Here is a 26658-nt window from a genome sequence, read left to right as displayed (position 1 = left end):
TTTACAAATTAATCTTATTGAACATTGATAATAACTGGTGAAATTTCTTTCAATGTTTGATTTCCAAGTCCTGTAGCTTTAGCTTGGATATCATATATTTGAACAACATCACCTGGTCTAAGGTTTCTTAATAACCCTTCTGCAGAAGATAGAGAACTACCCTGGATTAGTGTACCTGCTCTTCCTGGAAGCTTCAATATAAAGCTATTAACAGTAAATGAAACAGGGAAGTCAAAATCAGGTAATGCAGCCGCTACAATCTGGTTAGGAATTGAACCTACTGGCATAAAATTCACAGCTTTACCTCTGATTTGCCCTTGCGGTCTTGGAACACCTTTAATTCTATATTCAAATACCTGAGAAACAGATTTTCCTGTAGGATCCGTACCGGATAATGTTAATTTAACAGTAGTTCCAGTGGAAGGAATAACATTCCATTTACCTTTACCTGTGTTTTTAACAACAGCACCTGGAGCAGATAAAGATAATTTAGAATTATCAGCACCAAGAATAGATCCAGTAACAGGGTTTTCTAATCCTCTGTACATTACATTCATCTTATCAGCAGAAAGCAACAGACCTTGTTCCAATTTCACTTGTTGAGGACCTGCGATTACGTTGTAAGTATGCGTGAAAGGGAAAGTTTGAGCTTTACCTGATGCATCTGTTAATGTAATTACACCACCAATCTTACGTTCTCCTAATCCACCAGTATTTAAAGGAAGATATCCTTTACCATTTTCCTGTCTGCTTACTCCACTAATGCTTATTTTATTGCTGTTAGAATAAGAACCTAACATAATAATAGCTTCAGCTTTTTTACCAGACTGAATATCTGAAGGAGCAGAAACAATAGCTTCATACTGATTAAACTTAATACTTGCATCAACTTTCTCCTGAAGCATTAATGCTAATGCATCAGACTGTACGTTTCTTGCATCGTTCTGAATAATTTCTAAATTAGAAATCGCAGCAATAAGAGGTTGGTTGTAAAATTTATTCTGGAACCAATTTTTTCCGTTTGGAGATTTCCCATTAGCATATTCTGCAGATAAAGAAGCATTGGCTCTGTCAACTAACTTTTTAAGCTGTTGGTTACTTCCGAATTTAGCATTGATGTAACTTTTTACATCATCCATCTTTCTTTTTAAGCTCTAAAGCATTTGCTGACGGACTGTTTTCATCACCTTCCTTGAAAAAATATTCTGTCGTAGCTTCGTTATTATTCAATGCAGAAAAATTCTCGCTTACATCCATATCCTTACCGGTTTTAGGATCTAAATCAACAAACTCTGCTTGTTTTTTAAGCTTTACTTTGATTTCTTCTGTAGAGGCTACTAAAATATCTAGCTTACTTTTCAGACCTTTATAGTCTTCCCAAGGCTGCGCATATGTATCTGGTACCTGCTGTGCCTTAGCTTCCAAAGTTTTTTCAAAAATATCTTCATTTTTCTGCTCTGTCAAAAACCTTGTCTCTTTAAGGGCTTTTGTAGAATCATAATATGATCTAATAATTTCAACATCAATATTTAGGGCCATCATTGCGATGAACACCAAATACATTAGGTTGATCATCTTCTGACGTGGAGTCTGTTTTCCTTTTGCCATTCTCTTTTCTTTAGTTTTTTAATAAATTAATGGTTCGGGATTATGACTTCATTGCTGTTAACATACCACCGTAAACTCTGTTTAAGCTGTTTAAGTTTGTTGTTAAACCTTGTAATTCTTGGTTAAACTTCTCAGAATGCTCAGCAGATTTTTGCATATCTTCAACATATTTCTTAGCAAAATCAGATTGTCTCTGACCATTTTCTAATTGTAATGCATATAGAGCATTCATGCTTTCCATGTGTTGAGCGGCTTTATTAAGCTGATCGTTATATTTGTGTGTAGAAGCAGATACATCAACTGTTTGGTTGATCTGATCTACAGAACTTGAAAATTTATCAATACCAGTTCTCAATCTGTCGAATAACTGTACATCTAATTTTGCATCCTGAAGCATCTTATCTAATTTTCCAGATAAAGAATTTTCTAATTCTGCGAAATGATCTATTGTATTTTTTGCTGATACATTAGAGTGTAAAGGATTTGGGTTTGCATGCTTATCTAATAATTCAGGATAAACATTTTCCCAGTGGTAAGACTCTTCAGCTGCTGGAGGGTCAAATGCGAAAATAATAAAGATAATTGCCTCTGTAACAAGTCCTACAGTAAGTGCAATGTTACCATTAATTGGGCCAAATGAAATGTGAGTAATTTTAAGCCAAGCTCCAAGAATTACAATTGCAGCACCGAATGAATAGAAGAAATTCATCCAAGCATCTTTAGTCTTAAACATATAAGTTAGTTTTTTTTAATGTTAAATAAAATAGTTTCTGAAATAATTTATACTGTTGAGATTCTTATCTGGTAACTCTTTTTACCTTAACAGCTGCTTCAGGAATATCCTGTACCGTTCTGAATCCGATGTAACTTCTGGCAGAGTCTTTACTTTCATAATCTCTGTTTCCTGTCATCAACATATATCCTACATCTTTCCAAGAACCACCTCTTACAGATCTCTTAGCATCTTCTGTATTTTTTGTAGAAGGGTTTAAAGTAGAAGAAAAACCATAAGATGAGTTATTGTAAGCAGATTCTGTCCATTCAGAAACGTTTCCTGCCATATCAAATAATCCAAATCCGTTTTTCTTGAATTTTCTTACAGGAGCTGCATACATGTATGTTCCTTTTTTAGCATCTTCCATGTAGTCACCTCTTTTTGGCTTGAAGTTTGCAAGATAACAACCTCTGTCATCCATCAAATAAGTGACCTCCCCAAGGATAAGTAGCATTTTGCTTACCTCCTCTTGCTGCATATTCCCACTCTACTTCAGTTGGAAGACGGAAATCAATTGGTCTTTGTTTTCTTCTTTTTAAACTTTCGTTATAATCAGACTTTAGTTTTGATCTGAAATTACAGTATGCTCTAGCCTGATCCCAAGTTACCCCAACAACAGGATAATCTTTGTAAGCCTTATGCCAAAAATATTGTTCAAATAAAGGTTCGTTGTACGTATAGTGGAAATCTTTTACCCAAACGGTTGTATCCGGGTAGATGGCAATACTTTCGCTTCTCAAGAAGTTAACACCTCTTTCGTTTTCAGCAAGAGCTACATCCATATCTCCCCACTTGTAATTATATTTTAATTTACTAACGTCAAGAAGTCTTTCGCTACCAACTCTAGAAGAAGCCGGTAAGTACATAGATTCTAAAACTTCAGCATATTCTACATCAGGATATTTTGAAGTATTCCAATGTAAAGGAATTTTCCAGTCTAATTTTTTAGTATCATCGTAACCGTCTCTTCCACCAGCTCCTTCAAGATATTCCTGATAAGCTGTAAGATTCTCTTCTTTTTTGGCAAGGTATGCATAATCACCGATCCCTGTGCCTTTACCACCACCTTCACCGCCTTCTCCGGCAGCTTCAGCTAACATGGTTCTTGCAATAGAGTCTCTAACATAATTGATGAACACCCTGTATTCTGCATTAGTAGTTTCTGCTTCATCCATAAAGAAAGATGATACAGTTACTGTTTTCAGTGCTGCTTTTTCAGGGCTGCCTGTGAAGTCCACATCAGCTAAACCTGCAACGAAAGATCCACCAGGAATGGCAACCATACCAAACGGTCTTTCAGCAACAAATGATTTCGTTTTTTCTCTAGGTATCAATTCCCCTTTTGTTCCGGGCTTCCCTACAGAAGAAGATCCACCACCTGAACAAGATACCGATGCTACCGACGCAGACAATAATAAAAGAAATATCCTTTTCATGTTAATTTTTATAATTAAGCCGTAAATATATAATTTTTTTAAGAAACTTTTAAGATTTTTTTTAGAATAACGAAAAAAATCTAAATTTATTTTATTTGCAAGTATTTTTACTCTACAGTTACAGATTTCGCAAGGTTTCTAGGCTGATCGACGTTCGCTCCCCTGTAAACTGCTATGTAATAAGCCAGTAACTGTAATGGAACTGAAGCAACAATTGGTGAAAAACACTCTGAAGTCTCAGGAATCTCAATCACATAATCTGCCATTGCTTTTACCTGAGTATCACCTTTATTCACAACGGCAATCACTTTTCCTTTTCTGGCTTTAATTTCCTGTACATTACTTACAATCTTGTCATAATGCCCTTTTTTAGGAGCGATGATAACAATTGGCATATTTTCGTCAATTAGTGCAATAGGACCGTGCTTCATTTCTGCTGCTGGATATCCTTCTGCGTGAATGTAAGAAATTTCTTTCAGTTTTAATGCACCTTCAAGAGCTGCAGGATAATTGTAACCTCTTCCTAAATAAAGGAAATTAGTTGCATTGATGAAATCTTTGGCAATACTTTGAGTTAACTCATGAGTAGCTTCCAGAACCTCTTCAATTTTTTTAGGAATTGCGTTTAATTCAGCAATTAAGCTCATAAATTCTGCGTTTCCTAAATTTCCGTTATGCTTTCCTAATTTCAATGCAATAAGTGAAAGAATAGTTAGCTGTGCAGTAAATGCTTTGGTAGAAGCTACACCAATCTCCTGGACCTGCGTGAGTGTAAGATCCTGCATCTGTAATTCTTGCAATTGATGAATCAACTACATTACAAATCCCGTAAATAAACGCACCTTTTTCTTTAGCTAATTTTAAAGCAGCCATCGTATCGGCAGTTTCGCCGGATTGAGAAATAGCAATAACTACATCTTTATCTGTAATAATAGGATTTCTATATCTGAATTCTGAAGCGTATTCTACTTCAACAGGAATTCTCGCGAATTCTTCAATTAAATATTCACCAATAAGACCTGCGTGCCATGAAGTACCGCAAGCGATAATAATGATTCTGTTAGCATTTTTGAATCTTTCAAGATGATCCCAGATTCCTGCCATTTTAATAATACCTTCTTCTACAATAAGTCTCCCTCTCATGGTGTCATGAATTGATTTTGGCTGTTCGAAAATTTCTTTAAGCATAAAATGCTCATATCCGCCTTTTTCGATCTGCTCCAAATTCATCTTTAGCTCCTGAATTTCAGGTACTATTTTAGAGTTATCATTAATAGTTCTAATATCCACACCATTTTCTAAAGAAAGAATTGCCATGTGACCTTCTTCCAAATAAATAGCTTCTTTGGTAAACTCTACAAATGGTGAAGCATCTGAAGCAATAAAATATTCTTTTTCACCAATACCTATTGCTAAAGGTGAGCCCAATCTTCCTACAACCAAAACTCCAGGATAGTCTTCATGCATTACAGTAATGGCATAAGCACCATATACTTCATTCAAAGCATATCTTACTGCAGTAGGAAAATCTGTTTCTGTGTTTAGTTCTGTAAAATATTGTATAAGATTAACTAAAATTTCAGTATCTGTTTCAGATTTAAAAGTATATCCTTTATCAGAAAGCATTATTTTAATCGTATCATAGTTCTCTATAATACCATTATGAACGATTGCTATTTTACCGTTATTAGAAACATGTGGATGAGAATTTCTATCACTAGGAACACCATGTGTAGCCCAACGAGTATGCCCCATTCCTACTTTTGCAATTCCTTTTAAATGTTCTGAAATTTCAACCAGATCATCAACTTTACCTTTTGTTTTTTCTACGTTAAAACTATTGTTTTCACCTTCCAATACAATTCCGGCACTATCATAACCTCTGTATTCTAGTCTTCTAAGACCATTAACAACTATATCATAGGCATCTTGAAACCCAGTATAACCAACTATTCCGCACATAATTTAATATCGTGTTTTTTTATTTATTTTTTACCGTAAGTCACCCTTAATTTAATCTCATAAGGCTTACTTGGATCATTATCAGGATTGGTAGGATCTGTTCCTACAAAAACAGCTCTGTCTACAGAAAACGGTCTTGTAGTAAACTGATATCCCGCAAGCGTACTTCCTGTCGAAGACTGCAGGAAATTACCCATATCTATTTTGAAATATTTATTGGTATAGTCTGCCCCCGTTTCTACAATATTTTTTAACGATTGGGTAACCGTAAAGTCATAGTATGCAGGGTTTTTATCTAAATCATAAGTTCTGATATAAGTAAAACCAGGTGTACCCGACAATTTAAGTAAATCTTCCGTAAAATTTGTAGTTGCCTTACCGTCAACAATATCTTTCTGTACAATAGTCATTAGAGAAGGCTTAGAATACTTGTTATTCCAGGCAGTTGGATCAGTGTACATTCTGATTTTTGCACTGATGATTGCTGCTTTATTATCTTGATACAATGTTTTCAGTTTATTAATAGTAGCCTGAGGAAATTTAATTCCGATAGAATTACCACCCATTCCCTGAGCAAATAGTTTTAAATCTCCTATTGTAGTATTTCCTGTAGAAGCCGACTGTAATGCAGAACCATTTCTGTCATACGCATAATTTGCAATATGCACGTTTCCGTTTCCTATAGAAAAAGTATATTTTGTCTGAGGTCTTGTTGTATTACCACTTTCTAATTTATCAGATTTATAATACATTATCAACTCAACTGTTGAAGGCGAGAACTGCACCAAATAACCATCTTGTTGTTCGACAGAAATTCTCAAACCTCTGAAATGTCTGATAAAGCTTGCAACATCTTTTAATTCTGGTTGCCCTTTTTTAGCAATAATCTTATTTTGAAATAAAGTAGGATCCAACGGCATTCTGAAACCAACTTCAGATGAAAATAATGAAGCATTATCAGAATCTTTTGTGATGGCAATAGATCTAACGAAACCATCAAAATCTTTAGATCCGATAGGATTTAATTGATTAAATTCATAAATTTTATTTGAATAAGCAATATCATTAAAACCGTCTAAAAATTCTGTTACTTCATGAACTTTTACAGTAAGCTTTCCGCCATTAGCTTTCGCTTTACCATATTTTACAGCCGGATATCTATTGATCACCTTTTTTGCAGGTACCGCTCCGTCAGGATAAACATAGTTCTCGTCTGTTGTAGTTGTAAGACTATCTGATGCATAAGTAGGTTTTATAACCAAAACTACAGAATCTACAACCGCATTTGTACCGAAATCAGGATCATAAGAGGGTAACCTCAACTGTGTGTAATATGCAGCTTGTTGTTTTCCAAACTGACCTTCAGAAAAGGCACCAATAGTTGCCAATCCTATTTTTGAAGCATCACTTCTGATACTGTCATTATTATTAATATTATATGCAATGACATCATAAGACACTTCAGTACCATTCGCTGCTCCGTCTAAAAATAATTGTTCACCCAAAGAATCTGGTTCCGGTTCGCAATTATACACCAACATCCCTCCAGCAATTGCCATTGAAAGTATTGTGAAGGCTTTTTTCAAATTATAAATCATCAAAATGTTCTTTATTAATATAGTTTATTGATAGAATCTAAGTCTAAATATTCTGATTTTGAAGTAGAAGTTTCGTTAAATGCTTTATCTAAATCTCCTTCCAGAAACTCGTCTCCTTTTACCACCTCATCCACATACTTCATGCTTTCGATCACAAAGCTTTGAAAGCTTGGAGTATTTAACGCTTCTAATCCTGAAATATTATCGAATTGTAATTTTTCAACAATACTTTTATCCAAAGGTGCATCTTTTTCATTGTATAAAGATAGAACGATTTTAGCATCTTTGAAATACGTATCAGATTGATAAAAAGTTTTCAGATAAACTGGAATAAATGAAGCCATCCATCCGTTAAGGTGAATCACATCCGGTACCCAGTTGAGTTTCTTGATGGTCTCTATAACCCCTCTTGCAAAAAAGATTGCACGCTCGTCGTTATCTGGGAAAGCAACGCCTTCGTCATCAAAATAGTATTGTTTTCTTTTAAAATATTCTTCGTTATCAATAAAGTATACCTGAAGTCTTTCTCCCGGAAGAGATGCAACTTTAATGATAAGAGGCTGATCTAAATCGTTGATGATAATATTCATCCCAGAAAGGCGTATTACCTCATGAAGCTGGAATTTTCTCTCACTAATCTGTCCAAATCGTGGCATAAAAACTCTTACATCATTGCCTGCGTTGTGCATTTTAAGTGCCATTTTGTTTACCACTGTTCCTAAATTTGTATCTTCCTGATAAGGGTACATCTCTGTGGTAATGTACAGTATTTTCTGATTGGGCATATAATTTTGTATAATTTTAAATAATGCTATAAGTTGCAAAATTACAAAAAAACATCCAACATTATCGTAATTAACATTTTTTTACGATAGTTCGCTCATTCAGGGTATCAAATCTTAAAAATTAATACAAGATATTTTAGTATTTTTGAATTGCTATTAAAATAATTTATGGAAGTTCTAAAAAATAAAAAAACGCTTCAGGATTTTATTGAAAGACAGAGAGAAATGGGAAAGAAAATTGGCTTTGCCCCGACAATGGGGGCATTGCATGATGGTCATCTTTCTCTATATAAGGCAGCAAGAGCAGAAAACGACTTGGTCATTTCATCAATATTTGTAAACCCTACTCAATTCAACAATCCTGAAGATCTGAAAAAATATCCCAGAGACATCAATAGAGATCTTAAAATCCTTGAAAAATCTGGTATAGTAGACGCCGTTTATATTCCTGAAGTAAAAGATATTTATCCTGAAAAAGCAGAAAGTCAACACTATGATTTTGATGGCTTGGAAAATGAAATGGAAGGAAAATCCCGACCAGGACATTTTGATGGTGTAGGAACTGTAGTTGAAGAGCTTTTCAGACAGGTAAAACCTGATAATGCATATTTTGGTGAGAAAGACTTTCAGCAGTTGGCAATTATCAGAAAAATGACCGAGAAAAAGAAACTTCATATCAACATCATCGGAGTTGATATTTACAGAGCCGAAAATGGTCTTGCATTAAGTTCGAGAAACCAAAGGCTTACTGAAGAACGAAGAGAAGTATCTAAAGTGATTTATGAAACGCTTGTAAAAGTGAATGATTGGTTCCGAGTAATATCAATCCCTGAAATTAAAAACAGAGTGAAAGATATTTTTGATGATCAAAAAGGAATGCAATTGGAATACTTTTTGATTGGTGATGAAAATACTTTAAAAGAAACTGATTTTTTTTATAAAGATAAATCATACAGAGCATTTATCGTGGTAATGGTAGACGGTGTGAGATTGATTGATAATATGCATCTGGATTAATCACCTTCTGTAAAAAATCAAAGGCTTCCTGAGGAAGCCTTTGAACACCAAATCACAAAATATTAATATGAAAAAAATTTACTTTTCAGTAAACTAGTGACCCGGCTGGGATTCGAACCCAGGACCCATACATTAAAAGTGTATTGCTCTACCAGCTGAGCTACCGAGTCGGTCTTGTTTTTAGATTTGTTAAATTTAAAATAAATTTTAGAATTACCAAATTTTTTTTTGCAGTGCCTGCGACTGGACTCGAACCAGCACATCCTTAGGAAACCACCCCCTCAAGATGGCGTGTCTACCAATTTCACCACGCAGGCAAAAAATTATAAAAAAATATAATATTTTTGCTAGTGACCCGGCTGGGATTCGAACCCAGGACCCATACATTAAAAGTGTATTGCTCTACCAGCTGAGCTACCGAGTCGGTCACTATCTAAGCAAGTTTTCATCGTTACCAATGTCCCTTGTTTTTAGTGGTGCAAAGATAGGACTTTTTTTAATTTCTCAAAACTTTTTCGCACATTTGTTAAAAATAAATTCATGATAATTTCACTGGTCGGATACATGGGAAGTGGCAAATCGCACATTTCCAAAATTTTAAGCGATAAAATCAATTTTAGACTTGTCGACCTTGACAAAGAAATTTCAAGGAGAAACAAACTAACAATCCCTGAAATCTTCGAAAAAAAAGGCGAAATCTATTTTAGAAAGCTTGAAAGAGAAATATTGGAAGAAATATTGGCTACAGAAGAAAACATAGTTCTAAGTCTTGGCGGAGGCACACCGGTATATTACAACAATATGGAAATCATCAATCATAATTCTAAAAGTGTTTTTCTGCGAACCTCTATCCCTACTTTAATAGAAAGAATTTCAAAACAAAAAGAAAAAAGACCTTTAATTGCTCATATCTCAGAAGAAAACCTTCCTGAATTTATTGCCAAACATTTATTTGAACGGAATGAATTCTACAGCAAAGCCCAATTTATCGTCTCAACAGATTCTAAAGAACCTGAAGAAATCATGAACGAAATCATTGAGAAGCTGTATTTATAGATCTTTTTCTTCTCCTTCTCCGAACTACTTTCTCCAAAAAAATCGTCCCAGTCTGTAAAATCCGAATCTACATCATTTTCTACATAACCATCAATTTCTCTTCGGTCTTTTTTTGTAGGTCTTCCTTCACCACGGTCTCGGTAATAACTTTGCGACAATTTTCTCAGCTTAAGCAGCTCATATTGTTCCTTATCGGTAACATCTTTTATATGCAATGAAACTAATTTGGCTCCTATTCTGCTTTTGGGGATTTGTATGACTTTAATTTTATAGTCAATTTGATTTTTACGGATTTTAATTACATCTCCTTCTTTTACCTCTTTAGACGACTTTACCACAGACTCTCCTATTGCTACTCTGTTCTTTTTTATCTCATCTGTAGCAATACTTCTTGTTTTGTAAAAACGAATACTCCATAAAAATTTATCTATTCTCATATTTTTTTATACTTTTGCCGTTATATTATTTGTAAAGTAATTAAAGTTTTTGAAATGAAAAAAATATTTTTTTATATCCTTGCTGGATCTTTGTGTTTTTCAGCTTGTAAGAAAGATGATGAAGTGGAAACATTCGTGGAGCCAGAAAACATTGAGGTAAGAAACACATATGATGAGCAGGCTATCCAAAAATTCATGGATAATAACTACTTAGACACACAAGGAAACATCAAAGCATTCAGCAGTACAGATGCTGCTGATGATAACTTTAAGAAATTATCAGAATTAAGTCCTGTAAAACTTCCATCCGGTGTTATTTACATTAAAAGAGAAGGAGCACAACCGAATCCTGGAGTTGCAATAAACACCGATTCAAATGTTCCATCTACCGCAAGTCTGATCAAAACAATGATGAGAGCTACCTATTATCTAGCTACAAATAATGAAGGAAATATTGCTTTAACTTCTGCAGGTTCTCTTCAAAATACAATAGATTTGACTGGTTCTCCCATCACAGACCCCACTTTCTACTACGCTAAAAAAAACATCGTAACAGATGCAAAACCTCGAAGCTTTTATGAAATAGAAGGTCTTCAGGAAGGTCTAAAATATTTTAATGGCTTTGAAAATCTTCCAAACAGCACATTGCCAAATTTACAAGGTGTAATTATTGTACCATCTAAAGCAGCTTATGCAAGAGACGCTAATTTTTATAACCTTCAAAATGCATGTTTCGTTTTTAACTTTCAGATTTATCATACAGAAATAAGACCTGTTGGTCAACAATAAAATAAAAAATCCGCTTCAAAATTTTGAAGCGGATTTTTTTTAGTTTAAAAATTAAACTATCTCACATTTCCCAAAATATCCGGGAAATATTTATCCGACAGATGCTCGAATTCATCACCTCGCATAAACATTGAAGCATCTACTTTTTCGTAAGAACTTCTTCCAGCAGCAGCGATTAATTCATTACAAGTATGTAAAGTATTCTTATGGAAATGATATACTCTTTCAGCTTTATCAGTCACATCAAGACCTTTAATCAGCATTTTATCCTGTGTTGCAACACCGGTTGGGCAATTGTTATTATTACATCTCAACGCCTGAATGCAGCCTAGAGAAAACATAAATCCTCTCGCATTATTGCACATATCTGCTCCCATTGCGACCGCTCTCAGAATATCTAGACTCGTCAACACTTTTCCGCTGGCAATGACTCTTAATTTATCTCTTAAATTATAGTTTTTTAAGGTACGATTTACAAATATTAAAGCAGGTTCCAAAGGCATTCCTACACCATCTGAAAATTCTGGCGGTGCAGCTCCCGTTCCTCCTTCTGCTCCATCAACAGTAATAAAATCAGGATAAATTTTCAAAACATTCATCTGAACACAAATATCTTCAAACTCTTTGGTATCGCCGATACACAATTTAAAGCCCACCGGTTTTCCGCCCGAAAGTTCTCTTAAATGTTGCACAAATTTCAACAAACCTGCGGCATCCGAAAATGATGAGTGCGATGGTGGAGAAATAATAGTTATACCCGGTTGTACATGACGGATTTTCGCAATCTCAGGAGTGTTTTTAACACCCGGTAAAACTCCGCCGTGACCGGGTTTTGCACCTTGAGATAATTTAATCTCAATCATTTTTACATTAGCAATTGTTGAATATTTTGTAAACAATTCCGGATTAAATTTTCCTTCATCATCTCTACACCCAAAATATCCTGTACCTATTTGCCAGCAAAGATCTCCTCCTTCCAAATGATGTGGCGAAATTCCGCCTTCTCCTGTATTATGATAGAAATTTCCTTTTTTTGCACCTCTGTTTAATGAAATCTGAGCTCTGTCACTTAATGCACCAAAACTCATTGCTGAAATATTAAATAATGAAGCGTGATAAGGCTGTGTACATTGCTCACCTCCTACCCAGACTCTTGGCAATTCTTCTTTTGGAGATTTAGCATAAATAGAATGTTTGATTCCTTCATACTTTCTATGGTTGATTTCTAACTGAGTTCCAAAAGGAACCGTATCACTGAGATTTTTTGAACGTCTGTACACTGCAGAACGCTGATTTCTTGGAAAAGGTTTTCCATCTGTTTCTCTTTCAATGAAATATTGTTGCATTTCGGGAGAAATTCCTTCAAAAAAATATCTGAAATATCCTAAGACCGGAAAATTTCTCAAGATTGCATGTTTCGTTTGATAGGCATTGTAAACTCCCAACACATATATTGCTGTTAAAAGTGTAGGAATCCAGTAATGCGCCTTAATCAGCAATGCGACAACCCATGTAGCAAGTACCAATACGAACCCCCAAGATAAAAACTTATCTCTCATAAAATGTAGATTTAGTAACGTTAAAAGAATAAATTTAGTTGAAATAAAGCAAACAGACTATGCTTTTGCTAAGAAACTTTCGTAAGACGATTGCACAGAAACCGTGCCATCTGACAGGATTTTTTCTAAATTCAGAAATTCAATTTGATTGACCGATGCCTGATCAAAATCTTTTTGTACTCTTACATAATTTTCTGTAAAGCCGTACATTTTTCCGTCTTTATTTTCGTGTTCCCAAAGAACTGGAAGTGTTTGCCCAAGCTGAGTTTGGTAGAAAGACATTTTCTTCTTTTCAGAAAGAATCCTCAGCATTTTGTTGCGTCTTTTTCTTTCAGGAATCGGCACTGCACCATCCATTTCGGCTGCTTCGGTATTTTCTCTTTCAGAATAGGTGAAAACGTGTAAGTAACTAATTGGAAGCTCATTCAGAAAATTATAAGTTTCCATAAACAATTCTTCCGTTTCTCCCGGAAAACCAACAATCACATCAACACCAATCGCTGCATGAGGCATAACCTCGCGAATTTTCTGGACTCTGTCACTGTACAATTTGGTTGAATAACGGCGTTTCATTTTTTTCAATAAATCATCGCTTCCGGATTGCAAAGGAATATGAAAATGCGGGACAAAACTTTTGCTTTTAGAAACCAATTCGATGCTTTCGTCTTTCAAAAGATTAGGCTCAATTGATGAAATGCGGATTCTTTCGATACCTTCAACCTGATCTAATTCTTTAATCAAATCTAAAAAAGTATGCTCATGTCTTTTGTTCCCAAACTCGCCTTTTCCGTAATCACCAATATTTACACCTGTAAGAACAATCTCTTTGATGTCTCTCGCAGCAATTTCTTTTGCATTTTGCAGTACATTTTCGATCGTATCGGATCGAGAAATCCCTCTTGCCAAAGGAATGGTACAGTAAGTACATTTATAATCACAACCATCCTGAACCTTCAAAAAAGCTCTGGTTCTGTCTCCTATAGAATAGCTTCCGATAAAGAAATCTGTTTCTTCAATTTCGCAGGAATGTACAACACCTTCACTTTCAGATTTTTCTAAATCATCTAAATAACTTAAAATATTGAATTTTTCTTTGGCTCCAAGAACCAGATCTACGCCTGTAATCTGCGAAATTTCTTCAGGTTTTAGCTGTGCATAACAACCGACAATCACCACTAAACCTTCAGGATTGGCTTTCATCGCTCTTTTTACGTGAAGTTTACACTCTCGGTCTGCATTTTCAGTTACTGAACAGGTATTGATCACATAAACATCAGCTTTATCATCAAAACTTACCTTATCATATCCTGCATCTGTCAGCTGACGAGCAATGGTAGATGTTTCCGCAAAATTTAATTTGCAGCCAAGCGTATGAAATGCGGCTGTTCTGTGAAAATGAGACATTTATTTTTCCTGAATTTAGTAGGTGCAAAGATAATGATTTAAATATAAATTATATATTGATTCGTTTTGCCTCATTGATTACCTATATTTGCGATTGCTAAATAAAACCAATTTGGTATTTTTCACGTATATAAACGTAAATTGCAGCCTATGAATTGTAAGATCAGCCATTTTATGCAGGATTTAAATTCTTTGAACATTCAAAATCTTGAAAAATGGTTTACTGATGAAACTGTAATTTGGATTCCACCAGCAAAAGAAATTTCAGGGAAAACCCGAATTTTAGCTTTGTTCAGAGCTATCTTCAGACGATATGAAAAAATTGAATGGAGTGTTTCTGAAATTTTCCATTTGGGAAACAACAAATATTTTTACCAAACCGATTCTTTGGGGAATTTGTTGGGAAGAGACGCTTACAGAAACCAAATTTGTACCATCATCCAGTTTTCAGAGTCAGGAAAAATTCTTTACCTATCAGATTATTTTAAGGATACTGAAACATTTAATTAAAAGCCATCTCTAGCGAGATGGCTTTCTAATTTTATTATTCTCTGTTCTTCACCAATACCCAACCTGTATATTTGAATAAGGTGCTGTTTTTATCATTTTCATTCCAGATTACAGAATACCAATAATTTCCTGTGGGCACATTTTTACCACCTGCTGTTCCGTCCCATTTATACTTATTAAAGCGATCTGCTTGAAAAATTTTATTTCCATATCTGTCAAAAATAGTAAATACCAAATTCTGCTTGTTGGCTAATGCAGAATAATCAATAACATCATTGATGCCGTCTCCGTTTGGCGTGATAACGTTGACTAAATTAGGCACAACAATACCAACACTTACAGGCTCACAATCATAAGAATCTTTTATATAAACCACATGATCGCCTCTTCTGACATTTGTAAAGACATTAGATTCCTGCCAATTGACATTATCCATCGAATATCGATACGGTGCTTTACCACCATTTGCATTCACTGTAACAGTGGTATTAGAAATTTCAATACTTGAAATTATAGGTTGTTCAGATGCGTAGACTTTTACAGTCTGGTAAGAAATACATTCTCCGGTTTTTAATTTCACCCAATATGACCCTACCGCTACATTGGTAATCGTTTGTGTAGTTGCACCGGTACTCCATTCGTATCCGTCAAATCCTGCACCTGCATCCAAAACTGTCTTATCTTCAATACAGATAATTTTATCTTTTAAAATAGAGGAATACACTGGAGGAATTACCTGTAAAGTAATTTTTGCAACACCATAACATCCGTTTGCGTCAATTACTTTTACGTATACCACTCCGTTTGGAGCGATGTACGCTGCGGGAGTTGATATTTCATTTGTTCCACTTACAGCATCCTGTAAAGATTTGTAATATTTTTTTGTAGTGCCTGTTTGTGAGGTCACATTCGCTGTAGTAAGGTTAAAAGATGCGGTGACTAAATTTTCCTGTAATGCGCAAAAACGCAAAGTGGCATCATTGACAATTACTTCAGGATAGAAACTCAACGTGATAGCAGCAGTATCAGTACACCCTTCTGATGTTGTCACGAGTGCATATACGACTCCACCTGCCGAAACATATTGAGCCGGGTTTGTAATCTCTGCCGTTCCTGCATTCAGATTTGCCATTGTAGGATAATATTTTATCGTCACATTAGAACCTGTAAAAACGCCTGCCGTGGTAAGATTGAATGTTGCCGTACCTGCTTTGTTATTGTTACACGCCATTAATGTTTTATCAAGAGCTGTAATATTTCCTTGTTTAAATTTAAACGGACTTATTTGTCGACAAAAATTAAGTGGATTATTCGGATTAGCAGGATCCTGATAACGAATACTGTAATAATATATCGTTGTCGTATTTACCGTAATAGGAACTGTAATAGGGCTGGTTCCCTCTAATGCATCATTTTGAGTGGTATGATAAGAAATCACAAAATTAGGATTTCCATTTAAAATTCCTGAAGACAGTGAAGAAAAATCAAACACTGCAGGACTTACACATATCAATATTTCTCTTGGATCTGCCGGATTTGCTGCCGGTAATCCCGGTAGAACAAAAGGATTAGGCTGCAACGCAGGATCTGTAAAAGGCGAAGCCAATGTTGCTGTTCCTCCCCAAGTTAAGGAAAAAGGAGCTGTTGTTCCTGCTCCGGCGCCCACCCAATTATCTATGTATAGATAATAAGTTTGTCCTGCCAGAACATCCATATATTGGCAATAGGGTGTTGTAGATCCTCCTGCCGCACTTACAATTGTACTCGTCATATTCAAACCTGTAGCTGCTCCTACACCAATTACAGTGGCTGCATTACAGCGAATTGGTGATCCTAAGTTTCCACAGGTAACATTCGGTCCATAAACCGCCCAGTCGTAGTCTGCATCAGGATCATTAGGAACCAGATTGAAAGTAAGGGTTCCGCTTGTTGCAATGGTTAATTTATACCATATCGAATTATGCTCACCCGTGGTAAGACAGCCTCCCAAAGACTCATTCACGGAGCCAATTCCCGTAGGACTATATGTAATACTTGAATTTCCACATACCGATAATGCGGTCGAACAATCTGCTTGAGCATTGTATATCTGAAAAATGCAGCAAAGAAAAAAGAGTAGAGTTTTTTTCATATTAATTTGGTTATGAGTGTTTAAGCTGTACCAAATATAATGAATTTTTAATAATAATCACCAGATAACGAATAAAACAAAATAATTCACAATAATTAATAATTTTAAATGAATTATAAATACCATAATCTGCAATCTATTTAATACTTGTCATATTCCCACAAAGATTCTCAAGATGGAAAATTTTATGAAACGGACTCTTAACCTCATTCAAATGTTCTTTATCCTGAATAAAAGTATATCGAGACGCCAGAGAATTCATATCAGAAACTATCACAAGCCAACATTCGTCAACTGAGCGATCATAATATGGAAATTTCTCATTTTTCTTTTCTATTAATTCTAAAATTTTTTCAGAACACAACTCATCAAAAAGATTCATATTGTACTCATGGGTAATAAAAACATTTCTGCGGTGAGAAGATTTCCTGATGCTTTTCACACATCCGGAAGCTTTATTTTTTTTGATACTTTTATAAATACTTAAGACGATTTCCTGTTGTTGCTCGAGATTATCAAATTTTAAATGTCCATGGAACGATAAAAAATAAACACCACGATATTTCGTAGTGTCTTCATTTTCTAATAATATTTCTGCCTGGCGGAATATTTTATTCAAATTGCTCTCAACCTTCTTCATTTCAAGATGATTAATAACCTCTGTTAATTCTATTCCAATTTTTTTATTGTGTAATTTTGCGATAAAGTCAGGACTTTCGCAGGTAAGATTCTCAAAAGTAATTTCCGGAAAATGATGCATAAAAGAATTCAGCAACAAAATTTCTGCTTTCTTCTTATATTTTTCCCGGTCGTGAAGCTGGGATTCGTCTATCGTGCGGTGATATTTCTCCATCGGCTTCTTTGTAAGATGCCGATTCAGGTGGTACAGGCTCAGATTCTTGATTAAATCTTCATCAGAAAAAACCTTTTTCATTTTTGGAAGTTTTTGATTATCAAAAATATACACTTAAAGGTAAATACAAAAAACCAATCTACAGCAAGATTTAAAAATATTTATTATAGAATTAATGTTCAGTTTATTTTCTTATTCAATACCTTTGAATCTTTAAACACAAAACTGATTTTTTTATGGATTTTAAAAATTTTAAAATACCTTACGGCATCAATGAAAAATACACTCAGAAAGTTGCCTACTTTTCTATGGAATTTGCAATTGAGCAAGTTTTAAAAATATATTCCGGCGGACTGGGATTTCTTGCGGGTTCTCATATGAGAAGTGCCTACAATCTGAAACAGGATCTTGTAGGAATCGGGATTCTATGGAAATTCGGATATTATGATCAGGCAAGAAACCACGATCAAACTTTACAGCCAACCTGGACGAAGAAAATGTACAGCTTTCTTGAAGACACAGGAATTAAATTTCAGATCGAAATTCACAGCGCACCGGTTTGGGTAAAAGTCTGGTATTTAGATCCGGAAATTTTTCATACCGCACCGATGTTTTTCCTTTCTACCGATGTACCTGAAAACGATCATATTTCGAAAACAATCAGTCATAAACTGTATGACGCCAACGAATCTACAAAACTGGCTCAATATATTTTGCTTGGAAAAGGCGGTGCAAAATTGCTGGATGAACTGAATATTGAAAGAGAAATCTATCATTTGAATGAAGCTCACGGACTTCCTGCTGCATTTCATCTGTTAAAAAAATACAACGGAAATCTTCAGAAGGTAAAAGAGAAGTTAGTTTTTACCACACACACTCCTGAAGAGGCCGGAAACGAAAAGCACAATCTGAAATTATGCTATGATATGTCTTATTTTTCCGGATTGAGCATGAAAGAAGTAAAACAATTAGAAGGTTCAGATGGTGAATTGTTTAATCATTCTCTCTGCGCATTAAAAATGGCAAGAGTGGCAAACGGTGTTTCTCAGCTTCACGGCGTAGTTTCGAGAGCGATGTGGAGTAAATATCCCGGTATTTGCGAAATCAAATCAATTACAAATGCTCAGGAATTCAAATATTGGGGCGATAAAGAACTTTATAACGGTAAAGACGAAAATAACGACATCATTTTTGATTATCGTAAAAAACTTTTAAAGAAGAGACTATTTAAAATCGTTGCCGATCAAACCGGGAATTTATTTGATCCTAATGTTTTCACAATTGTTTGGGCAAGAAGATTTGCAGGATACAAACGTGCAGACTTATTATTGCACGACAAAGACCGATTTTACAGATTATTAAATAACCCAAAATATCCTGTGCAGATTATATGGGCAGGAAAACCTTATCCGATGGATTATTCTTCGGTTTCTACCTTTAATACGCTGGTTGAAGAGAGTAAAAACCATAAAACCATGGCAGTTTTAACCGGTTATGAATTGGCTTTAAGCAAATCTTTAAAGCAGGGTTCAGATTTATGGCTGAATAATCCGAGAGTACCAAGAGAAGCATCTGGAACTTCCGGAATGTCTGCTGCTATGAACGGTTCTGTTAATCTTTCAACAGATGACGGCTGGATTCCCGAGTTTGCGAAACATGGTGAAAATTCTTTCGTAGTACCAAAATGTGATTACGAAAACATGAGTATTTATGAGCAAGATAATTATGATCTGAATAAATTATACGAAATTCTTGAAAACGAAATTTTGCCAACCTATTACGACGACACCAATAAGTGGAGAAAAATACAGCAAAATGCAATGAATGACGTAAAAGATCAATTCAACAGCGACCGAATGGCTGATGAATATTACCAAATTCTTTACAAATAAAACAAAACCCGTCCGTGAAATCACGGACGGGTTTTTATTAAAGTAAAATTTATTTTTAAGATTTAAGATTTTGTAACTGAAACTCCGATTTCGTAAACGTTAGCATTTTTCAAATACTTAGAACGTTCTCTTGAAGTAACCGACTCAAACTCACCATTTTTTAAAACAATAATAGGATCTTCGCTATTTTCGATCTCAAAACTTGCTAAATATCTCTCATCTGGTGGAGATTGTGTAAGCTTTGCCTTAATTTTCTGTAATTCATCTGCATAGTTTCTGAATCCTTCGTCAGATGAATGAATAAATTTGTATTCATCGCCCGCTTCAACATGATAATGCAGTTTTTTTTCTACCAAACCAGCCTCTGAAGTTATTTGAGGATTGTCGTTTCCGTCTCTAAATGCTACTTCCACTACTTTACCGTTATGCTCTTCTGAATGTCTTACTGCATCTTCATAACTTGAGAAACCCGTATAAAGAATTTGGTCTTCAAGTTCATATTTATTGATTTTCTGATCGTGCGCATTCGTTTCCATAATTATTTATTTTTAATGTAAAAGAATACATTCAATTTTACTGCCAAATTACATTCCCCAAAAGCTTTTCAGTGCAAATTGATAAAATTGTTATCTTTGGATTCCTTTATTTTTAAAAAATGAAAAAACTCTTACTTACCCTTAGTCTTGCTATGGTACTTCAAAATGTAGCTGCGCAGGAAATTACTTTAGATAAAATATATTCAGGATATTACCGTGGAAAAGGCATTGCGGGAATTACCTCTATGAAAAACGGTGAAAATTACCTCGTCATCGAACAAGGCGGAATTGCAAAATATTCTTATAAAACCTCTCAGAAAGAAGGAAATTTGGTTGACGGCAGTTTTGAGAGCTATGAATTCTCTTCTGATGAATCTAAAATCCTTCTGTTAAAAGAAAGTCAGCCTATTTACAGACATTCTTTTTTAGGAAAATTTGACATTAAAGATTTAAAAACAGGAAAAACGATAAGTCTGAATGAAGGAAAATTTGTTCAGGAACCAAGATTTTCTCCTGATGCTTCAAAGATTTCTTTCATTGTTGATAATAATTTATTTTATCAGGACTTTAATTCAGGAAAAATAACGCAGATTACGGAGCACGGCGTTAAAAACAAAGTATTGAATGGTCTTGCAGACTGGGTGTATGAAGAAGAATTCGGGCACGCAAGATTATATGAATGGACGAAAAATTCAGCTGATATTTTGTTTGTAAAATTGGTAGAAACTGATGTTCCGGAAATCTTCATTCCGGTTTACGGAAAATCACTTTACCCAAGCGAAATGCGTTACAAATATCCGAAAGCAGGAGAAAAAAACTCTATTGCAACGGCACACATCTATCATTTGGCAGATGGAAAAAAGACAAAAGTCAATTTAGATCAATTCAAGAATTATTATATTCCAAATGTGATACAAACTTCAAATGCGGATGAAATTGTTCTGATTACTTCACAAAGAACACAAAACGCTTCAGATGTTCTGAAAGTGAATACAAAAACTGGAGTAGCAACAAAACTATTCACAGAAACTGACGAGAAGTGGATCGATACAGATAATGTGACATTAGAATTTTTGGAAGACAACTCATTTCTCTGGGCTTCTGAAAGGGATGGCTTCCGTCATTTGTATTGGTTTGACAAAGACGGAAAGCTGAAAAAACAGGTTACCAAAGGAAATTGGGAAGTGACAGATTATTATGGTTACAACCCGAAATCTAAAGAAATATTTGTTCAGACAACGGAAAAAGGAAGCATCAATAAAGTGGTTTCTAAAATCAATATTGAAAATGGAAAAATGCAGTTGATTTCTAATACTGAAGGAAACAACTCGGCTAATTTTAGTAAGAATTTTAATTATTTTATTGAAACTTCATCTACCGCTTCTAAGCCCTATTCTTATGTTTTGAAAGATGGAAACGGAAAACAATTAAAAGAGCTTCAAAACAATGATGATCAGCTGAAAAAATTGCAGGCAGATAATTTTGCTGTAAAAGAATTTATTACGATTCCAAATGCAGCAGGAGATCAGATGAATGCTTGGATTATTAAGCCCAAAAATTTTGATCCGAACAAGAAATATCCACTATTTATGTTCCAATATTCCGGTCCTGGATCGCAGCAGGTAGCAAATTCTTGGGATAACGGAAATGCACTTTGGTTTGAAATGCTTGCACAAAAGGGGTATATCATTGCTTGTGTTGACGGAAGAGGAACAGGTTTCAAAGGTGCCAAATTCAAAAAAGTAACGTATAAAAATTTAGGGAAATACGAAATTGAAGATCAGATTACCGCTGCAAAATGGTTCGGAACTCAAAAATACATTGACAAAACAAGAATCGGAATTTTTGGATGGAGTTTTGGAGGTTATATGGCAAGTTTGGCGATGACCAAAGGTGCTGATATTTTCAAAACAGGAATTGCAGTTGCACCGGTGACCAACTGGAGATACTATGATTCTGTGTACACCGAAAGATTTTTGCTGACACCACAGGAAAATCCTGCCGGATATGATGACAATTCACCGACAACTTACGCCAATTTATTGAAAGGTAAATTCTTATTAATCCACGGAACTGCCGATGATAATGTACATTTTCAAAATTCTATGGAATTTTCTGAAGCTTTGATTCAAAACAAAAAACAATTTGAATTCATGGCTTATCCCGACAAAAACCACGGAATTTATGGCGGACAGACGAGACCACAGTTATATCAGAAAATGACAGATTTTATTTTGCAGAATCTTTAATGATGCTGGAAGTTAGAAGACGGATGCTGGAAGTAAAAAAAATCACTCAGAGTTTGAGTGATTTTTTCATTTAATATTGGTGTGAACTTTTATTATCAATGATTGCAACCAAGAAAATTACATGATTAACTTCCTGATAAATTAAAGAATTATTTTTATCAATCAAACATTTTCTATAATTAAGTAATAGAGATTTGGGACAAATTTCCTTATGAGTTTGAATTTTTGTAAGTAAACTATCAAATTTATTTTCAAAGATTTCAATTTCTCTTACAGTCCAACTTTCTAATAAATAGTCTAAAACACGAAAATAGTTTTCCAAAATTTCTTCAGACCAAACAACTTCCATTATTTTGATTTTTCCGCAAGATATTGTTTGATTTTTAGTTTAGCTTCTTCGTGAGAATATGTTTTACCATTTTCAATATCATCAATTCCTTTTTCAATTGATTTTTTTTGAGAATCAGTTAAATTTTCTGCCCAATCTATATCAGATTTTTTTTCTGAATATTTAGACTTCAAAAAATCGATATAATCATTTACCTGTCCAAAAAATTCTTTTGGCAGCGACTTTAGATTTTTCTCTATTTCTTTAATGGTAACATCCATCTCACTAAATTTTACTCAAAGTTAATAAAATTCAATTATTATATTAAAAATTTTATATTTGTGAAATTGTAAAAATCTTAATTCATGAAAACCAAACACCCAAAAGGCCTTCCCTATTTATTCTTCACAGAAATGTGGGAGCGTTTCGGCTATTACCTTATCCTCGGAATTTTCGTTCTGTACATGATCGACAGCGAAAAAGGCGGATTGGCTTTTGACGATAAAAACGCCGATGATATTTTCGGAACTTTTATCGCACTGACATATTTGACACCTTTTCTGGGTGGGTTTTTAGCTGACAGGGTTTTAGGATATATCAAAGCCATCTACATCGGAGGATTTTTGATGGGCTTAGGTTATATCGGAGTGGGACTTTTTAAAGAACTTCCGCTTTTTTATGCGTCTTTAGCCTTAATTATTATAGGAAATGGTTTTTTTAAACCAAGTATCTCCACACTTTTAGGAAACTTGTATAACGAAGAACCCTACAAAGCCAATAAAGATGCTGGTTACAACATTTTCTATATGGGAATCAACATCGGAGCTTTTGTCTGCAACATTATCGCAGCTTTTATGCGTAATAAATACGGATGGGGTCCTGCCTTCATGACTGCAGGTGTAGGAATGTTTGTCGGATTATTGGTTTTCACAATCGGGAGACAACATATTCTTCAGGCTAATATTTTAAAACCTGTACAGGAAGGCGACACGAAGATTTCTGACGTATTGGTAAAAGTATTCTTACCTGCCGTTATTTTTGGATTGATCGGATGGTTCATCCCTAATAATATTTTTGGAAGTGACAGTACAGATGCGTTTATTTTTGCATGTGTTCCCGTGATTTATTTTTATGTAATGCTCTATGTAAAAGCCAATGCAGAAGATAAAAAACCAATTGGTGCCTTGCTTGCCATTTTTGCAGTAAGTTTAATGTTCTGGGCAGTTTTCAAACAAAACGGAACTGCATTAACTCGTTGGGCAAATTATTACACCGACAGAACTGTTCCTGCTCCTCTGGAAAAACCTTTAGAAGCAATTTATTTGGTGGATAAAAAAGATTTCCAGGATCAGGAAGTTTCTGTTTATGACAATCAGTATCAAGCTCAAAAAGATAAAGCTGGAAAACCTTTAAAAGAACAGGGGAAAGATGTTTACTTCAGAAATATCTCTGAAACTGAGCGTTCAAAATTAGAAAAAGATCCTGCAAAAGATGTTAATTTATACAATACAGAGTTATTCCAGTCGATTAATCCGGGTTGGGTGATTGTACTCACGCCGGTAGTGGTAGCATTTTTCATGATGCTTCGCAGGAAAGGAAAAGAACCGAGTACACCTTCAAAAATTGTATTGGGATTATTTATTTCTGCATTGTCATGTTTGGTCATGGTGGGAGCAGTGTACGCCGGACAGAACGGTTTGGTAAAAGTATCTGCCTTATGGCTGATTGCTGCGTATGGAGTGATAACAGTAGGTGAACTTTGCCTTTCGCCAATGGGATTATCTTTAGTTTCAAAGCTTTCACCCCCAAGATTAACCGCTCTGATGATGGGAGGCTTCTTCCTTTCGACCTCAATCGGGAACAAACTTTCAGGAGTTTTAGCAAGTTTTTGGTATGATTACGATAACAAAGCTAATTTCTTTATCGTAAACTTTGGATTGCTACTTTTAGCAACACTTTTAGGATTATCCATTTTAAAAAGATTAAATAAAATAATGAAAGAAAAAGGAGTTAATTAATTCTTTTATTCTTTAACATAACCAAAGCTGTAGATTATTCTGCAGCTTTTTTGTTTAAAATAAAAATTAAAACCTTGTCAAAAACCCAAAAAAAACTATATTTGTGGGTCTTAACAAAAAATTAACAAATAGATATGGATACAGTACAAAAGAAGGGTCATCCTAAAGGTCTTTACTTTCTATTTTTCACAGAAATGTGGGAAAGATTCAGTTATTATGGAATGAGAGCAATCTTCATTCTATTTATGACAAAAGTATTATTAATGAAAGATGCAGATGCATCTGAAATTTATGGAAGTTACACAGGATTAGTTTATTTGACACCACTTTTGGGAGGATATCTATGTGATAAATTCTTAGGAAACAGAAGAAGTATTGTTATCGGTGGTTTTTTGATGGCAATTGGTCAGTTTTTTATGTTTTTCAGTGCATCTGCCGGAACAAATGGAGGGATTACTTTAATGTGGATTGGTTTGACTTCTATCATTATCGGAAATGGCTTTTTTAAACCAAATATCTCGACCATGGTAGGGCAATTATATCCTGCAAACGACAGAAGAATTGACAGTGCATTTACTATTTTCTACATGGGTATCAATTTAGGAGCATTTTTCTCACCACTAGTTTGCGGATCAATGGATTTCAAATGGGGATTTTTAGCTGCAGGTGTAGGTATGTTACTCGGGTTAGTAGCTTTCGTTCTAGGACAAAAAAAATATCTCGTATCTGAAGACGGAAAAGCAATAGGTTTGCCCGTTAAAAAATTAGATGCTAAAAGTATCGGAATGATCATCGGTTCAATAGCGATCATATTCTTTATGTTAAACTTCAAACAGATGTTTAAAAGCGACATAGATATAATAAGCTATTTTATTTACGGGGCAATGGTAGCAATGCCTATCTTGATTTTAACCGATAAAAGTCTTACAAAAGTTGAAATGCAGAGAATTATTGTTGTTTTCATTTTGGCATTTTTTGTAATCTTTTTTTGGGGAGCTTTTGAACAAGCTGGAGCATCATTAACATTATTTGCAGATCGTCAGACTGAGAGAAGTTTATTCGGCTGGGAAATGCCTGCTTCATATTTTCAGTCTGTTAATCCTTTAGCTGTTATCATATTGGCTCCTATATTCTCAATTATCTGGGGCTTTCTATACATTAGAAAACTTGAACCATCTTCTCCTAAAAAAATGGCTATAGGTTTAGCTTTAGTTGCTTTAGGATATGTTGTTATTGCAATTGCTGTAAAAGGATTAGGAATAGAAGACAAAGTTTCAATGTGGTGGTTAATTTCACTTTATATCATCCATACTATGGGTGAACTATGTTTATCACCTATTGGTTTGTCAATGGTGTCAAAACTAGCACCTCTAAGGCTTTCATCTTTGCTGATGGGAACTTGGTTTCTTGCTAATGCAGCTGCTAATAAATTTGCAGGTACTTTAAGCGCTTTAATTCCTCCGACTGCTGGAGCTGAAGCTACCACAGGTCCTGTAGTAAATCCATCATTTTTAGGTTATCAAATTACTAATCTTTATGAATTCTTTATGGTTTTCATCGTTATGACTGGTGCAGCCGCTGCAATTTTATTTATGTTAAGTTCTTGGCTACAGAAAATGATGCACAATGATAAATTGGGCATGGCAGAAGAATTAGCTAAATAATTTTTAATTTCTTTTTTAATTATAAACCTCTGATTTTTCAGAGGTTTTTTT

General features: G+C 34.7%; 18 protein-coding genes, 3 tRNA genes and 4 pseudogenes. 8 read left to right on the top strand and 17 right to left on the bottom strand.

Annotated elements, in window-relative coordinates; genetic code table 11:
- Positions 1 to 14 precede the first annotated feature (14 nt).
- From porM to ACZZZA_RS08730, 6 genes and pseudogenes are all read right to left on the bottom strand, one after another.
- A pseudogene (gene porM, locus ACZZZA_RS08755) lies at positions 15 to 1608 on the bottom strand (type IX secretion system motor protein PorM/GldM).
- 40 nt (positions 1609 to 1648) lie between these two features.
- Complete coding sequence (gene porL / locus ACZZZA_RS08750; RefSeq protein WP_463430991.1) at positions 1649 to 2341, bottom strand: type IX secretion system motor protein PorL/GldL; 693 nt, start codon at positions 2339 to 2341, stop codon at positions 1649 to 1651.
- A 64-nt stretch (positions 2342 to 2405) separates the two neighbouring features.
- Positions 2406 to 3819 (bottom strand): annotated as a pseudogene (gene porK / locus ACZZZA_RS08745) (T9SS ring complex lipoprotein PorK/GldK).
- 107 nt (positions 3820 to 3926) lie between these two features.
- Positions 3927 to 5781, bottom strand: a pseudogene (gene glmS / locus ACZZZA_RS08740) (glutamine--fructose-6-phosphate transaminase (isomerizing)).
- Between the two features lie 23 nt (positions 5782 to 5804).
- Positions 5805 to 7340, bottom strand: coding sequence for a DUF4270 family protein (locus tag ACZZZA_RS08735; protein ID WP_463430989.1), 1536 nt, complete (start codon positions 7338 to 7340; stop codon positions 5805 to 5807).
- Between the two features lie 53 nt (positions 7341 to 7393).
- On the bottom strand, positions 7394 to 8164 hold the full coding sequence (locus tag ACZZZA_RS08730; RefSeq protein ID WP_463430987.1) for a glycogen/starch synthase: 771 nt from the start codon (positions 8162 to 8164) through the stop codon (positions 7394 to 7396).
- 168 nt (positions 8165 to 8332) lie between these two features.
- On the opposite strand from ACZZZA_RS08730, the gene panC reads away from it, so the two are divergent.
- The gene (gene panC / locus ACZZZA_RS08725; protein WP_463430985.1) at positions 8333 to 9181 is read left to right on the top strand and encodes a pantoate--beta-alanine ligase; all 849 of its coding nucleotides are present in this window, start codon (positions 8333 to 8335) and stop codon (positions 9179 to 9181) included.
- A gap of 97 nt (positions 9182 to 9278) precedes the next feature.
- Here the strand turns inward: panC and ACZZZA_RS08720 are convergent.
- From ACZZZA_RS08720 to ACZZZA_RS08710, 3 genes are all read right to left on the bottom strand, one after another.
- A tRNA-Lys gene (locus ACZZZA_RS08720) sits at positions 9279 to 9351 on the bottom strand.
- A 64-nt stretch (positions 9352 to 9415) separates the two neighbouring features.
- A tRNA-Leu gene (locus tag ACZZZA_RS08715) sits at positions 9416 to 9498 on the bottom strand.
- 34 nt (positions 9499 to 9532) lie between these two features.
- Positions 9533 to 9605 (bottom strand) — tRNA-Lys (locus ACZZZA_RS08710).
- Positions 9606 to 9721: 116 nt separating this feature from the next.
- Between ACZZZA_RS08710 and ACZZZA_RS08705 the strand changes: the two genes are divergently transcribed.
- A complete protein-coding gene (locus ACZZZA_RS08705) occupies positions 9722 to 10237 on the top strand; it encodes a shikimate kinase (RefSeq protein WP_463430983.1) in 516 nt (171 codons plus the stop codon).
- 17 nt (positions 10238 to 10254) lie between these two features.
- Here the strand turns inward: ACZZZA_RS08705 and ACZZZA_RS08700 are convergent.
- Positions 10255 to 10674: pseudogene (locus tag ACZZZA_RS08700) on the bottom strand (RNA-binding S4 domain-containing protein); the annotation flags it as partial.
- Positions 10675 to 10728: 54 nt separating this feature from the next.
- Between ACZZZA_RS08700 and ACZZZA_RS08695 the strand changes: the two are divergent.
- On the top strand, positions 10729 to 11463 hold the full coding sequence (locus ACZZZA_RS08695) for a hypothetical protein (RefSeq protein ID WP_463430981.1): 735 nt from the start codon (positions 10729 to 10731) through the stop codon (positions 11461 to 11463).
- A 56-nt stretch (positions 11464 to 11519) separates the two neighbouring features.
- Here ACZZZA_RS08695 and ACZZZA_RS08690 read toward each other — a convergent pair whose 3' ends face one another.
- Together ACZZZA_RS08690 and mtaB are read right to left on the bottom strand one after the other, a co-directional pair.
- Positions 11520 to 13022, bottom strand: a complete 1503-nt coding sequence (locus ACZZZA_RS08690; RefSeq protein ID WP_463430979.1) for an FMN-binding glutamate synthase family protein — start codon at positions 13020 to 13022, stop codon at positions 11520 to 11522.
- Positions 13023 to 13079: 57 nt separating this feature from the next.
- On the bottom strand, positions 13080 to 14426 hold the full coding sequence (gene mtaB, locus ACZZZA_RS08685) for a tRNA (N(6)-L-threonylcarbamoyladenosine(37)-C(2))-methylthiotransferase MtaB (protein WP_463430977.1): 1347 nt from the start codon (positions 14424 to 14426) through the stop codon (positions 13080 to 13082).
- A gap of 150 nt (positions 14427 to 14576) precedes the next feature.
- On the opposite strand from mtaB, the gene ACZZZA_RS08680 reads away from it, so the two are divergent.
- Positions 14577 to 14936: a nuclear transport factor 2 family protein gene (locus tag ACZZZA_RS08680; protein WP_463430975.1), complete on the top strand. Its 360-nt coding sequence runs from the start codon at positions 14577 to 14579 to the stop codon at positions 14934 to 14936.
- Positions 14937 to 14970: 34 nt separating this feature from the next.
- On the opposite strand, the gene ACZZZA_RS08675 is transcribed toward ACZZZA_RS08680, so the two are convergent.
- Positions 14971 to 17067 (bottom strand): T9SS type B sorting domain-containing protein, encoded by a 2097-nt coding sequence (locus ACZZZA_RS08675; RefSeq protein WP_463430973.1) that lies wholly within the window; start codon positions 17065 to 17067, stop codon positions 14971 to 14973.
- A gap of 136 nt (positions 17068 to 17203) precedes the next feature.
- Positions 17204 to 18001, bottom strand: coding sequence for a hypothetical protein (locus ACZZZA_RS08670; protein WP_463430971.1), 798 nt, complete (start codon positions 17999 to 18001; stop codon positions 17204 to 17206).
- Between the two features lie 155 nt (positions 18002 to 18156).
- Between ACZZZA_RS08670 and glgP the strand changes: the two genes are divergently transcribed.
- On the top strand, positions 18157 to 19812 hold the full coding sequence (glgP, locus tag ACZZZA_RS08665) for an alpha-glucan family phosphorylase (RefSeq protein WP_463430969.1): 1656 nt from the start codon (positions 18157 to 18159) through the stop codon (positions 19810 to 19812).
- 62 nt (positions 19813 to 19874) lie between these two features.
- Here the strand turns inward: glgP and ACZZZA_RS08660 are convergent, their stop codons facing one another.
- On the bottom strand, positions 19875 to 20348 hold the full coding sequence (locus ACZZZA_RS08660) for a hypothetical protein (RefSeq protein ID WP_463430967.1): 474 nt from the start codon (positions 20346 to 20348) through the stop codon (positions 19875 to 19877).
- Between the two features lie 119 nt (positions 20349 to 20467).
- Between ACZZZA_RS08660 and ACZZZA_RS08655 the strand changes: the two genes are divergently transcribed.
- Entirely contained in the window at positions 20468 to 22597 is a 2130-nt protein-coding gene (locus ACZZZA_RS08655) for a S9 family peptidase (RefSeq protein WP_463430965.1), read from the top strand.
- 70 nt (positions 22598 to 22667) lie between these two features.
- On the opposite strand, the gene ACZZZA_RS08650 is transcribed toward ACZZZA_RS08655, so the two are convergent.
- Positions 22668 to 22946 (bottom strand): hypothetical protein, encoded by a 279-nt coding sequence (locus tag ACZZZA_RS08650; RefSeq protein WP_463430963.1) that lies wholly within the window; start codon positions 22944 to 22946, stop codon positions 22668 to 22670.
- Entirely contained in the window at positions 22946 to 23206 is a 261-nt protein-coding gene (locus ACZZZA_RS08645; RefSeq protein WP_463430961.1) for a hypothetical protein, read from the bottom strand. The genes ACZZZA_RS08650 and ACZZZA_RS08645 overlap by 1 nt, the downstream gene beginning before the upstream one ends.
- Positions 23207 to 23290: 84 nt before the next feature.
- Here ACZZZA_RS08645 and ACZZZA_RS08640 point away from each other — a divergent pair, with 84 nt between their 5' ends.
- On the top strand, positions 23291 to 24943 hold the full coding sequence (locus ACZZZA_RS08640) for a peptide MFS transporter (protein WP_463430959.1): 1653 nt from the start codon (positions 23291 to 23293) through the stop codon (positions 24941 to 24943).
- Between the two features lie 134 nt (positions 24944 to 25077).
- Positions 25078 to 26607 (top strand): peptide MFS transporter, encoded by a 1530-nt coding sequence (locus tag ACZZZA_RS08635; RefSeq protein ID WP_463430957.1) that lies wholly within the window; start codon positions 25078 to 25080, stop codon positions 26605 to 26607.
- Positions 26608 to 26658: the final 51 nt, after the last annotated feature.

The organism is Chryseobacterium sp. AC405b (genome assembly GCF_979258685.1).
Note: the sequence above shows the minus strand (reverse complement) of the source record. Positions and strands in the feature narration are given on the sequence as shown.

What these genes read in the sequence shown, in the direction of transcription:
- ACZZZA_RS08690 (WP_463430979.1), bottom strand. Translation starts at nt 13,022, where the DNA reads ATGAGAGATAAGTTTTTATCTTGGGGGTTCGTATTGGTACTTGCTACA.
- ACZZZA_RS08650 (WP_463430963.1), bottom strand. Translation starts at nt 22,946, where the DNA reads ATGGAAGTTGTTTGGTCTGAAGAAATTTTGGAAAACTATTTTCGTGTT.
- ACZZZA_RS08660 (WP_463430967.1), bottom strand. Translation starts at nt 20,348, where the DNA reads ATGGAAACGAATGCGCACGATCAGAAAATCAATAAATATGAACTTGAA.
- ACZZZA_RS08655 (WP_463430965.1), top strand. Translation starts at nt 20,468, where the DNA reads ATGAAAAAACTCTTACTTACCCTTAGTCTTGCTATGGTACTTCAAAAT.
- ACZZZA_RS08645 (WP_463430961.1), bottom strand. Translation starts at nt 23,206, where the DNA reads ATGGATGTTACCATTAAAGAAATAGAGAAAAATCTAAAGTCGCTGCCA.
- glgP (WP_463430969.1), top strand. Translation starts at nt 18,157, where the DNA reads ATGGATTTTAAAAATTTTAAAATACCTTACGGCATCAATGAAAAATAC.
- ACZZZA_RS08675 (WP_463430973.1), bottom strand. Translation starts at nt 17,067, where the DNA reads ATGAAAAAAACTCTACTCTTTTTTCTTTGCTGCATTTTTCAGATATAC.
- ACZZZA_RS08640 (WP_463430959.1), top strand. Translation starts at nt 23,291, where the DNA reads ATGAAAACCAAACACCCAAAAGGCCTTCCCTATTTATTCTTCACAGAA.
- ACZZZA_RS08735 (WP_463430989.1), bottom strand. Translation starts at nt 7,340, where the DNA reads ATGGCAATTGCTGGAGGGATGTTGGTGTATAATTGCGAACCGGAACCA.
- panC (WP_463430985.1), top strand. Translation starts at nt 8,333, where the DNA reads ATGGAAGTTCTAAAAAATAAAAAAACGCTTCAGGATTTTATTGAAAGA.
- ACZZZA_RS08730 (WP_463430987.1), bottom strand. Translation starts at nt 8,164, where the DNA reads ATGCCCAATCAGAAAATACTGTACATTACCACAGAGATGTACCCTTAT.
- ACZZZA_RS08695 (WP_463430981.1), top strand. Translation starts at nt 10,729, where the DNA reads ATGAAAAAAATATTTTTTTATATCCTTGCTGGATCTTTGTGTTTTTCA.
- ACZZZA_RS08670 (WP_463430971.1), bottom strand. Translation starts at nt 18,001, where the DNA reads ATGAAAAAGGTTTTTTCTGATGAAGATTTAATCAAGAATCTGAGCCTG.
- mtaB (WP_463430977.1), bottom strand. Translation starts at nt 14,426, where the DNA reads ATGTCTCATTTTCACAGAACAGCCGCATTTCATACGCTTGGCTGCAAA.
- ACZZZA_RS08635 (WP_463430957.1), top strand. Translation starts at nt 25,078, where the DNA reads ATGGATACAGTACAAAAGAAGGGTCATCCTAAAGGTCTTTACTTTCTA.
- porL (WP_463430991.1), bottom strand. Translation starts at nt 2,341, where the DNA reads ATGTTTAAGACTAAAGATGCTTGGATGAATTTCTTCTATTCATTCGGT.
- ACZZZA_RS08705 (WP_463430983.1), top strand. Translation starts at nt 9,722, where the DNA reads ATGATAATTTCACTGGTCGGATACATGGGAAGTGGCAAATCGCACATT.
- ACZZZA_RS08680 (WP_463430975.1), top strand. Translation starts at nt 14,577, where the DNA reads ATGAATTGTAAGATCAGCCATTTTATGCAGGATTTAAATTCTTTGAAC.